13 protein-coding genes and 1 pseudogene are annotated in these 9,516 nt (G+C 69.2%); 8 read left to right on the top strand and 6 right to left on the bottom strand.

All coding sequences use genetic code 11. The annotated features are described in order from the left end of the window. Positions 1 to 1,153: 1,153 nt before the first annotated feature. On the bottom strand, positions 1,154 to 2,266 hold the full coding sequence (trpS, locus tag EFK10_RS05330; RefSeq protein WP_127354612.1) for a tryptophan--tRNA ligase: 1,113 nt from the start codon (positions 2,264 to 2,266) through the stop codon (positions 1,154 to 1,156). 270 nt (positions 2,267 to 2,536) lie between these two features. Here trpS and EFK10_RS05325 point away from each other — a divergent pair, with 270 nt between their 5' ends. From EFK10_RS05325 to EFK10_RS05310, 4 genes are all read left to right on the top strand, one after another. Continuing rightward, the gene (locus EFK10_RS05325; RefSeq protein ID WP_127354611.1) at positions 2,537 to 3,013 is read left to right on the top strand and encodes a hypothetical protein; all 477 of its coding nucleotides are present in this window, start codon (positions 2,537 to 2,539) and stop codon (positions 3,011 to 3,013) included. Positions 3,014 to 3,049: 36 nt separating this feature from the next. Next, a complete protein-coding gene (locus EFK10_RS51875; RefSeq protein WP_265737472.1) occupies positions 3,050 to 3,181 on the top strand; it encodes a hypothetical protein in 132 nt (43 codons plus the stop codon). 368 nt (positions 3,182 to 3,549) lie between these two features. Beyond that, entirely contained in the window at positions 3,550 to 4,098 is a 549-nt protein-coding gene (locus EFK10_RS05315; protein WP_127354610.1) for a GNAT family N-acetyltransferase, read from the top strand. Positions 4,099 to 4,250: 152 nt separating this feature from the next. Continuing rightward, positions 4,251 to 5,153 (top strand): transposase family protein, encoded by a 903-nt coding sequence (locus EFK10_RS05310; protein ID WP_164835832.1) that lies wholly within the window; start codon positions 4,251 to 4,253, stop codon positions 5,151 to 5,153. Between the two features lie 64 nt (positions 5,154 to 5,217). Here EFK10_RS05310 and EFK10_RS05305 read toward each other — a convergent pair whose 3' ends face one another. Beyond that, on the bottom strand, positions 5,218 to 5,589 hold the full coding sequence (locus tag EFK10_RS05305) for a fic family toxin-antitoxin system, toxin component (protein WP_127354609.1): 372 nt from the start codon (positions 5,587 to 5,589) through the stop codon (positions 5,218 to 5,220). Further along, positions 5,573 to 5,794 carry a hypothetical protein gene (locus EFK10_RS05300; protein ID WP_127354608.1) on the bottom strand — a complete coding sequence of 74 codons (222 nt, stop codon included), beginning with the start codon at positions 5,792 to 5,794 and terminating at the stop codon, positions 5,573 to 5,575. The genes EFK10_RS05305 and EFK10_RS05300 overlap by 17 nt, the downstream gene beginning before the upstream one ends. Before the next feature lie 139 nt (positions 5,795 to 5,933). Here EFK10_RS05300 and EFK10_RS53080 point away from each other — a divergent pair. After that, positions 5,934 to 6,104, top strand: a pseudogene (locus EFK10_RS53080) (DNA-processing protein DprA); the annotation flags it as partial. Positions 6,105 to 6,187: 83 nt separating this feature from the next. Here EFK10_RS53080 and EFK10_RS05290 read toward each other — a convergent pair. Next, positions 6,188 to 6,949 (bottom strand): methyltransferase domain-containing protein, encoded by a 762-nt coding sequence (locus EFK10_RS05290; RefSeq protein ID WP_127354606.1) that lies wholly within the window; start codon positions 6,947 to 6,949, stop codon positions 6,188 to 6,190. Between the two features lie 28 nt (positions 6,950 to 6,977). Between EFK10_RS05290 and EFK10_RS05285 the strand changes: the two genes are divergently transcribed. Further along, positions 6,978 to 7,409, top strand: coding sequence for a MerR family transcriptional regulator (locus EFK10_RS05285; protein ID WP_127354605.1), 432 nt, complete (start codon positions 6,978 to 6,980; stop codon positions 7,407 to 7,409). A 54-nt stretch (positions 7,410 to 7,463) separates the two neighbouring features. Here EFK10_RS05285 and EFK10_RS05280 read toward each other — a convergent pair whose 3' ends face one another. Then, complete coding sequence (locus EFK10_RS05280; RefSeq protein ID WP_127354604.1) at positions 7,464 to 8,090, bottom strand: DUF305 domain-containing protein; 627 nt, start codon at positions 8,088 to 8,090, stop codon at positions 7,464 to 7,466. A gap of 85 nt (positions 8,091 to 8,175) precedes the next feature. After that, entirely contained in the window at positions 8,176 to 8,583 is a 408-nt protein-coding gene (locus tag EFK10_RS05275; RefSeq protein ID WP_240677002.1) for a DUF6153 family protein, read from the bottom strand. A 139-nt stretch (positions 8,584 to 8,722) separates the two neighbouring features. On the opposite strand from EFK10_RS05275, the gene EFK10_RS05270 reads away from it, so the two are divergent. Together EFK10_RS05270 and EFK10_RS05265 are read left to right on the top strand one after the other, a co-directional pair. After that, entirely contained in the window at positions 8,723 to 9,016 is a 294-nt protein-coding gene (locus EFK10_RS05270) for a heavy-metal-associated domain-containing protein (RefSeq protein WP_127354603.1), read from the top strand. Positions 9,017 to 9,093: 77 nt separating this feature from the next. After that, the coding region (locus EFK10_RS05265) for a cation transporter (protein ID WP_164835831.1) at positions 9,094 to 9,516 on the top strand (423 nt) is incomplete at its 3' end.

Here is a 9,516-nt window from a genome sequence, read left to right as displayed (position 1 = left end):
CGAACTGGCGCTGTTTTTGGTTGTCGTTGGTGGTCGAAGAGCGGACGCACTGCCGACGGCTTGAAGCAGTTGTTCTTCGCGCGGCCGCGCTGGGTGACCCAACCATCGCCGGGCTGACGCTCAGCCGTTCGTCTCGCGCACCGGTTCATTCCGCGGCACGTCACCGGGCACTACCCGAGCTCATACAGGGCTTCGTCGGCGGCCCTCCGTGATCAAGAGAGTTCGAGTGATTCCCCACCAAGACGTCAACGAATAGCCCCAGCGCCGTGACAGGCCCGGGCTATTCGCGTTCCCTGTTCAGACGGCGCGCCTTGGCCAGCTCGGCGGCTGCGCCGGAACCGTCGGCCGCCTGCTCAAGATGCTCGGCCACCGCTGACTGCGCTTTGCCCGCGCGGGGCCACTTCGACGGGCCCTGGAATCCCCATCCCCGCCCGTGTGTGCGTGACGACGCGTAGCTGCCGCGAGGACCTGCGCACGGCGCCGCGGCCTGTGATCCAAGCGCGTCGACGAACGCGACCAGGCGCCCGGATACCGCCGCGCAGAGGCTGGTGAGGATTGCGCAGGCGTCGGCGGCGGGCGTACCGACAGCAGCGCGGGGCTGACGGGGCGATCGCATCCGCCACGACACCCAGGGCAGTTGGAGCGAAAGCCCCCGGACGGTCACCGTCAACGGTCAGCCCCCCGTCCCTGTACCGGCTGACCTGGCCGGAGCGCGTCCGGATGCTGGCCCTGGCCGTGCACCGCGCCGAGCGTTGACCCCACCCCCAGGGACCCGGCTCACCGAGGCGCCCGGTGCGGCTTGTGCGCGTCCCAGGAGGACGACACCGAGCCCCAGTAGCCAGGCCGCCCGGTCCCGCCCGCACACGGGCCCTTCCCAGCCGGAAAGGCCGGCCAGGAACAGCAGCGCCACGCCGGCCCGCCCGCCCAACCCACCACCGGGAGAAACCCCGCCATACCGAACTTCGCCGCGTACGCCGCCAGCGAGGCCGTCAGCTTCGCACTGCTCAACCCCACCCAGGTCTTCGGCCTGTTGCTGGGGGATGCATCCCCCAGCTAATGAATACGCACAGTGACTCGTATGCCTGATAGATCCGCTGGGCCGGTCGGCCAGCCGCAGTTTGTGCAGCGGGTTCCCGAGGAGGCCGCCAGGGTGTCAGTCGTGGCTGTTCATGGCGGCACGCACCTCGGCGAGGGTGCTGTCAGCCACGGCTGTGGCGCGTTCGTTGCCCTCGCGCAGGATGTGCCGGAGGTAGGCGCGGTCCTGCGCGTACTCCTTTCGGCGGGCCCGGATGGGAGCCAGGTACTCGTTGACCGCCTCAGTCACGATCCTCTTCAGCGCGACGGCTCCCGCAGCACCGATGTCGGAGGCAACCTGATCGGGTGTCCGATTCTGGCAGCGGGCCGCCAGGAGGAGGAGCGAGGACACCTCGGGGCGGCTGGCCGGGTCGTAGGTGATGTGGCGCTCGGAGTCGGTCTTGGCCCCCTTGATCAGGCGGGCGGTCTCGCCGGCGTCGGAGGCCAGGGTGATGGCATTGCCCCGGCTCTTGCTCATCTTGCCGCCATCCGTGCCGAGCAGGAGAGGCGCGCTCGACAGCAGGGCATCGGGCTGGGGGAACACGGCGGAGCCGGTGCCGTAGCGGTCGTTGAAGCGGCGGGCGATGGTCCGGGTGAGTTCCAGGTGAGGGAGCTGGTCCTTGCCGACCGGGACCAGGTTGGCCTTGCAGAAGAGGATGTCGGCGGCCTGATGGGCGGGGTAGGTGAACATCAGGCCGCTGACGGTGGACTGCCGGGAGTGGGCGATCTCATCCTTGACGGTGGGATTACGCTCGAGCTCGGCGACGGAGACCAGGCTGAGGAAGGGCAGCAGCAGCTGGTTGAGGGCGGGAACGGCGCTGTGCGTGAAGATCGTGCTGCGTGCCGGGTCCACGCCGATGGCGAGGTAGTCCAGGACCAGTTCCTCGACGTGTCCGGTCAGGTTGTCCGCTACGTCGCGGTCGGTCAGGACCTGGTAATCCGCGATGATCACGAACATCTCCACGCCGAGATTCTGGAGACGTACACGGTTGTGGAGAGTGCCGAAGTAGTGGCCCAGGTGCAGCCGTCCGGTGGGCCGGTCGCCGGTCAGCACCCGGAATTGGCCGGGGTCTTTGAGAATCTGCTCTTCCAGCACCGCACTGCGCGCCCGCGCGGCGGACATCCCGAGTGTGTCGGTGAAGGAAGCGGAAGCGAGGGCCTCGGGGCCTACGGTCTGGGGGGTGGTGTTCATGAGGTCTCCTGGTGAGTCGAATATCGCCGTCAGGACGACACGACCCCTGATCCAGGGGACACAAAAGGGCCGTCCGTCCGAACGGCCCGGTTCATGCATGAGAGACGGCCGCTCCTACACGGAGCGCCACCAGCTCAGACACGATGAAAAGCACATGCGCACATCGTACCGGGCACCTCCGAGAAAGCGTGAGAGGCGATCGGCAGCGGCCGGCTACCGCGACAGGCGGCGGAGCTCGACGCGAACGAGGCCGCCACCGCCGCACGGAACTTGACCGGCATCGCCCGCAACCTCGCCGTCTCCGCCGCCGAGAAGCAGCTCGACGCCGCCGTACAGGACGCCGAACGCGTCATCCTGGCCATCGAGGCCACCGCCGCACGCTTCCGGGGCACCGACATGCCCGTCACCCCCGAGGCGATCACCGCCGCCGCAGTCGCCCACGCGAAGGCCCGCGCCAGCGCCGACGAACTCCACGCCATCAGCCAGGGAACGCCCACGGTCCTGGTGCACTGCACGTCAGACCACCGGACCGGGCGCGAGATCACCGCCCGGATCTCCGCCGGAGTCCGCACCCGTCTGGGATGGGCCGACGCCCACCCACCCATCGTGTTGCGCTTCCAGCGACTGGACGGCCGCATCACCGCCGCCGACAACGCCCGCCGCCTGCTGTGGCGCAAGAACCCCACCAAGCGATACCTCGCCGTCACCGACGTCCCCGTCGAGTTCTACAACGACCCCCGCCCCTGATGACCCGTCCACAGGCAAACCCGCAGGTGGTGGACGATGTTCTGCACCAGCTGCTGGCACCCGGGCACCCACGCCGTCGTGGCAACGGGCGGCTTCCCGCCCCGCTGCGACCAGTGCCCCCAGTGCGACCGGGAGACGCGCGAGGAGGCCGCGGCCGAGGCCGAGTAAGGCACGGGGCCCCGCCCGGGTTGGGCGGGGCCCCGTCGGCGTCAGCTGGCGACGTCGTCGCGGTCGTACGTGCGCTAACGGTCTCGGGGGAAATTGAGCTTCGGGCATGCTGGCCTGGCGGATCGGCTAGTGGGTGATCAGCGGACGTTGTCGCGGACGAGGACGAGTTCGTTGCTCATCTGGCGGTGGGTGGCCCGCTGTGCGGATCGGTCGGAGACGAGTGAGGCGATCGCGAGATGGGTCTCGGCGTAGGTATCGCGGCGTCCGTACGGCTCTTCTCATGTCACGGCCCGACCGGGACGATCACCATGTCCGCCGAGGCCGTAAAGCGGTGGACAGCCCTCCGGTGCTGGGCGAGCATCTCCGCGATGAATAACGAACCTCTCCCCATCCCCAAACGCGTCCGCTTCGTCGAGCTCAGCGCAAAGGCGCTGCGGGCGCTTGCCGACGGTGACCTCGCTGGCGGCAGCGCCGAGACCGGGGTCGCCCTTGACGAATACTTCGTCTGCGACCGGGCCCGCTCAATCTTCGGCTATCGCGCTGACCAACTCGCCAAGGACCCGTCTGCCGCGCCCTGGATCACGCGGGTCGCGGTGTCCGAGCCGGACGGGGCCGTCGTCGGCGACGCCGGGTTCCACGGGCCGCCGGACGAGGCCGGCGTGGTCGAGGTCGGCTACACCGTCGTGCACGGGTACCGCCGCCAGGGCTATGCCCGCGCCATGCTGAGGGCGCTGCTCGTCAGGGCCGCTGCCGAACCCGGTGTTAGGACCGTGCGGGCCACTATCAGATCCGACAACAACGCTTCCCTGGCCACCATCGTGGGCTTCGGTTTCGCGCGCGTCGGCGAGCAGGGGAACGAGCGCGATGGGCTCGAGATCGTCTTCGAGGTCCCGGCAGACGCGATTCAGGCCGAGTAGCTTTACGGCCTCGGCGGACATGGTGATCGTCCCAGTCGGGCCGTGACATGAGAAAGGCCACACGGGTTGGGTGAGTTGTGAAGCTGACCTGGGCCCGTGCGGCCTGTTCCCATCCTGCCCTGTCCGGTGTCTCACGCGCACACTTCGGCGAGTTGTTCGCCGAGCTCGCCAACGCGTGGGAGGCCGCGCGGCAGTCCGCGCTCCGCGAGTCCCGGGGCGGGGAGCGTCGGCGGGCGGAGGGTGCCGGCCGAAAGCTCAAGCTGGTCTTCCTCGATCGGCTGCTGGTCACCCTGGTCCATCTGCGCCATCAGTTGCCGCACGGGGTGCTCGCCGAGCTCTTCGAGGTGGATCGCTCCACCGTCTCCGCGGCCATCCGCCAGGTCCGCCCGCTGCTGGCGGCCCGTGGTTTCGCCGTGCCCGACCGGCCCGGCCTGCGGCTGAAGACGCTGGAGGACGTCTTCGCCTATGCCGAGGCGGAGGGCGTTGAGTTGCGGCTAGACGGGGCCGAGACCCCGGTCCGCCGCCCGCAGGCCGACCGCCCCGGGCGCCGGGCGTTCGTCTCCGGAAAACGCAAGCAGAACACCATCAAGACCACCACGTTCAGCGACGGCCAGGGTCGCCTGCTGCTGTCCGGCCTGGTCCGCCCGGGCCGGATGCACGATCAGACTGCCGTGCGCACCGAGGGCATCGCCGAGCAGTTCCGTACCCGTCCCGGCGTGAAGGCGAAGGTCGATTCCGGCTACCTCGGGCTGGCCAAGGAGTTTCCCGGCCAGGTCAGCGCCCCGCCGAAGAAGCCCAAGGACGAGGCGTGCGACGGTGACAAGCACGCCTGGCGCGAGGCACGGCGGCGGCAGTCCTCGGCGAGGATCTGTGTGGAGCACACCAACGCCGAGCTCCGCCAGTGGGCACCCCTGCGGCGATTCACCGGACGCCGCGATACCTACGCCGAGACCCATCTCGCGATCGCCTCACTCGTCTCCGACCGATCCGCACAGCGGGCCACCCACCGCCAGATGAGCAACGAACTCGTCCTCGTCCGCGACAACGTCCGCTGATCACCCACTAGCCGATCCGCCAGGCCAGCATGCCCGAAGCTCAATTTCCCCCGAGACCGTAAGGTCAGGCCGGCCAGGAGCGCAGCACCGCGGCGACGCTCTGCGTCGTACAGCCGTCACGCCGCAGCTCGGCGACCAGGGCGCCCACCTCATCCCGGCCCGGCTTCACCGCGCGGCCGGACGCTTGCAGATACGCCACGGTCACCGCGACCGCGACAGTCATGTTCGACCGCTCCAGCCACGTCAAGCAGCCCAGGGTGTGCGCCAGCGCCGCCGCGCGAGGCACCGGCCCGTCGTACACGTCACGCTCGAACAGCACCGCCTTGTGGCGCTCCACGGCAGCCAGGGGCACGCCGAAGTCTTCCGGAGCCGGATCGTCCTCACCCGCGCGGCGGGCGACCTCTAGGATCCAGCTGAGATCAATGACTAGGCGCACTGGCTCGTTCCTCGATGAAAGTTCCGAGTTCATCGACCACCTGTTGCGCGGAGTCCATGAACGCGGCCTTCACCGGGTCCGTGTCGTCGCGCACCAGTTGCTCGATGTACTCCTGCAGGGATAGGTGCCGGAGGTCGGCGGCCTGGCGCGCGGCGGTGGCGAGGTCCGGATCGAGCCGGACGTTTAGCTGGGTCTTGGCGGACATGCCCACCATGCTAGCTCTTGCTAGCCGAAGCGGGTAGGTCCCTCAGGCGCTCGCGCGCTCGTCGTAGAAGTATTCGCGCGGTTCCTCGCCCCAGGGGGCCTTCGTCGCGGTAGTCGTCCGGGTCGAAGTCCGGGGCGGCGTGGTCCTCGGCCGGGGCGCCCTGATCGCGCGCGACCTGGCCCGGGCCGGACGCATCGTCACCGCCTCACTCGCGTACGGCCTCGACACCGCCGCCCACACCGGCGCGCACCTGGTGCCCGCGCCCACGATCGCCGTCCTGCCCTGCGGACTCGAGCTGTGCCACCCCCACGACCACATCGACCCACGAAGAGAGGCCCGCGATCGGATCCTGACCAGGGGCCGGTCTTCGCGCACTGACGGCCCGCAGGCGGCTCAGGGCTTGGTCGCCGAGGCGACGAACAGCGGTACCGCGAGGAACAGCCGCCCCGCCCGGGCGCGCTCTCGCTGCTCCGCGACCCACGCCTCGGCGTCCGGGCCACTCACCGCACCGGCGGAGCGGGCCCCTTCGGCCAAGCCGACCAGCATCGGCAGCACTGCTGGGTCGGTGACTACGGCCATCGCCGCTTCTACGCCCACGTCTTCGAATCCGCAGTCGAGCAAGAGGTTGCGGTAATGGCGGGCGGCACGCGGGGAGGGGAGAAGATCGGCACGGGCGTGGACGATGGTGCGGGTAAGCCCTGCGTCGTCGGCGTCGATGACGAAGGCGTCCCAGTCCTGCCCGGTGAGCACGATGCGGCCGCCGGGGGTGAGCACGCGCTGCGCCTCGGCCAGCGCCCGGGCCGGGTCGTCCAGCTCGTGGAAGACCTTGTCTGCCCGGTAGCCGTCCAGCGTCCTGTCCGCGAGCGGCAGCTCGTACGCGCCCGCCACCTCGAACTCCGCCTGCGGCCAGCGCTCCCGCGCCGCGGCGATCATCTGGTCCTGGATGTCGACCCCGACGGCCCGGGCGCCCTGGCCTGCCATCTCCGCCACCGCGCGTCCGGCTCCGCAGCCGACATCGACCATGGAGCGTCCGGGTGCGGCGCCGAGCAACTCGTATGAACGGAGCCGCATTTCCGACGCACCTCGTAGCCGGTCGGCGGCATCCAGAAGCGCGATCAGGCGTGTTGTCTCGTCCTTGAACTCTTCCTTGAACATGCCTGCCAGGCTGCGACTTAATGTCGGCATGAAGTCAAGCGACGCCATGAGAATCGGAGATCTCGCCGACCGCTTCGGGCTGGCCACGCACGTCCTGCGCCACTGGGAGTCCCTGCACCTGCTCACCCCCGCCCGCGACATCAACGGCCGCCGCCGCTACGGCCCAGATGACCTCGTCCGGGTCGCGGTCATCCTGCGCGCCAAGGAAGCCGGCCTCAGCCTCGACGACATCCACGCCGTGATCGCCGCCGACAGCCCGGCCTCCCGGCGGCAGACGCTGGAGGACCACAGGGTCACGCTTGAGCGCCGCATCGCCGCCGCCCAGGCATCCCTGGACCTCATCAGCAGCGCCCTGAACTGCGACCACGACGACTTCACCACCTGCCCGCACTTCCGGCAGACGGTCGCCGACCGCATCGGCGTCGACGTGCCCCGGTACCGTCCCGTGCTGTCTTGCTGATCGGGGAAGCCGGCGCAGCCGGCTTCCCCGATCCCGAGCAGACGCGGGTGCGTACTACTTCTTGAGCAGGGCGTTCATCTGGTTGATTTCGGCGGTCTGGGCCGTGATGATCGAGGCGGCGAGTGTCTTGACGGGGCCGTACTCGCCCTTGCTCTGCTCGGTCTTGGCCATGGTGACCGCGCCCTGGTGATGTTGGACCATCATCTGCAGAAACATGGTGTCGAACATGGTGCCGGAGGCCTTGTCGAGCTTGGTCATGTCGGCCGTGCTCATCGCCCCGGGCATGCCGGAGGACATGTCCATGCCCTTCATGTCCTGGGGGACGGCTGCCCCCCAGGAGGTGAGCCAGCCGGACATGGTCTTGATCTCGGGGTCCTGCGCGCCCTTGATCGTCGTGGCGAGGGACTTGACCTCGCTGGAGGAAGCGCGGGTGGCGGCCAGATCGGCCATCTCGATGGCCTGACGGTGGTGCGTGATCATCTGCTGGGCGAACGCCACGTCCTGGGCGTTGTGCGCGCCGGCCGAGGCCGAGGCACTCGCTGACGGGGTCGACTTCGACTGCATTGAAGACATGTCGTGCCCGCTGCCGCTGCTACTGCTACAGGCAGCCAGCACGAGGGCGGTCGCACCGGCAGCCGCGACAAGGGCACTGCGACGGATCAGGGAACGTCGTGAAGTCATGATGTGAACTCCTGGGAGTGGGATGAAAGGCGTGCGCTTGCTCCGCGCCGGCCCTCTCAGGGCACGCGGCGCGGAAGGCGTTTGCCTATATCCGCAGGAGTTGGAGTTCGGCCAGCGATGGCGGTGCGCGCCCACCCTCGGGGACGTCCGGTACGGACGCGAGACGCACCTGAGCCTCGTCGGCAGCACACACCGGAGAGGGGATCAGGGCAGGTAGCGCGGGCGCACCGGCCACCGAGGCAGAGGCGCACGTCGGGTCGGCGTGGTGGGGCTGACCGTCACCGCCATGCCCACCCGAGCTGCAGCTGTCGTGTACAGACGCCACGACGACACCGTGATCGGCACCGGCCGACATCTGGTGCTCGGGCATCGGCATTCCGGCGGGTGCCAGGCCGTGCATGCCGACCAGCCCTACCAGCAGCCCGAAGACGAGCAGCGCAGACAGCCGCAGCCTGGGCTGCGGATACCGCACGGGCTGATAGAGGCCGGTCACAGGCCCATCGTAGGGGAACAGCAGTCGCTTCTATTCCGCATGCCCTCCCTTGCATCAAATACCACCTGGGGGTATACAGGATGGTGAGATATACCCCCTAGGGGTATGAAGAAGCGACCTGTTCCACCTGGAGGACCCCATGTCGTGCTGCAGCCCTGAGGGCCACTGCTCCACCAGCGAGACCGAGGGGACGCAGGCCGCCGGCATCACGACCGTGTACTCGGTCACCGGCATGACCTGCGGCCACTGCGAGAAGGCCGTCGGCTCGGCCCTCTCCACCCTCGACGGCGTCACCGCCGTGAAGGTCGACGTCGCCACCGGCCTGGTCACCGTCACCTCCGACGGCGAACCGGATGACGCCCTGATCCGCGACGCGGTGGATGACGCCGGTTACGAGCTGGCCGGGCGCTCCGCGGCCTCGGCCGCCCACTGACATGCCCTGCCAGGGCCGCTCCTGAGCGGCCCGGGCACGCTTTCCCATAGAGCACCACGCAATCTCGAGGAGCTGAGATGAGCACCGCGATACCTGGCGCGAGCGCGAGCGCGACCGAAGTCGAATTGGTGATCGGGGGCATGACCTGCGCGTCGTGCGCTGCTCGCATCGAGAAGAAGCTCAACCGCATGGACGGCGTCGAGGCCACGGTCAACTACGCGACCGAGAAGGCCAGGGTCACCTTCCATGGTGACGTCGAGGTGGCCGACCTGATCGGCGCCGTCGAGCAGACCGGCTACTCCGCCGCCGTGCCTGTCGTCGAGGTGGGCGACGGCGAACCGGCTGCGGAGCCGGACGAGCTCGCGCCGCTGCGGCAGCGGCTGATCACGGCGGTCGTCCTGTCCGTCCCGGTCATCGCCATGGCCATGGTCCCGGCGCTGCAGTTCACCAACTGGCAGTGGTTGTCGCTGACCCTGGCAAGTCCGGTCGTGGTGTACGCG

The sequence above is a fragment of the Streptomyces soli genome (assembly GCF_003999195.1).
In the GTDB taxonomy this organism is placed as follows: Bacteria; Actinomycetota; Actinomycetes; order Streptomycetales; family Streptomycetaceae; genus Actinacidiphila; species Actinacidiphila soli.
Note: the sequence above shows the minus strand (reverse complement) of the source record. Positions and strands in the feature narration are given on the sequence as shown.

Excerpts from the sequence above, each read along its gene's own strand:
- EFK10_RS05280 (WP_127354604.1), bottom strand. The coding sequence starts at position 8,090 with ATGACTTCACGACGTTCCCTGATCCGTCGCAGTGCCCTTGTCGCGGCT.
- EFK10_RS05315 (WP_127354610.1), top strand. The coding sequence starts at position 3,550 with ATGAATAACGAACCTCTCCCCATCCCCAAACGCGTCCGCTTCGTCGAG.
- EFK10_RS05290 (WP_127354606.1), bottom strand. The coding sequence starts at position 6,949 with ATGTTCAAGGAAGAGTTCAAGGACGAGACAACACGCCTGATCGCGCTT.
- EFK10_RS05300 (WP_127354608.1), bottom strand. The coding sequence starts at position 5,794 with ATGTCCGCCAAGACCCAGCTAAACGTCCGGCTCGATCCGGACCTCGCC.
- EFK10_RS05285 (WP_127354605.1), top strand. The coding sequence starts at position 6,978 with ATGAAGTCAAGCGACGCCATGAGAATCGGAGATCTCGCCGACCGCTTC.
- trpS (WP_127354612.1), bottom strand. The coding sequence starts at position 2,266 with ATGAACACCACCCCCCAGACCGTAGGCCCCGAGGCCCTCGCTTCCGCT.
- EFK10_RS51875 (WP_265737472.1), top strand. The coding sequence starts at position 3,050 with ATGTTCTGCACCAGCTGCTGGCACCCGGGCACCCACGCCGTCGTGGCA.
- EFK10_RS05270 (WP_127354603.1), top strand. The coding sequence starts at position 8,723 with ATGTCGTGCTGCAGCCCTGAGGGCCACTGCTCCACCAGCGAGACCGAG.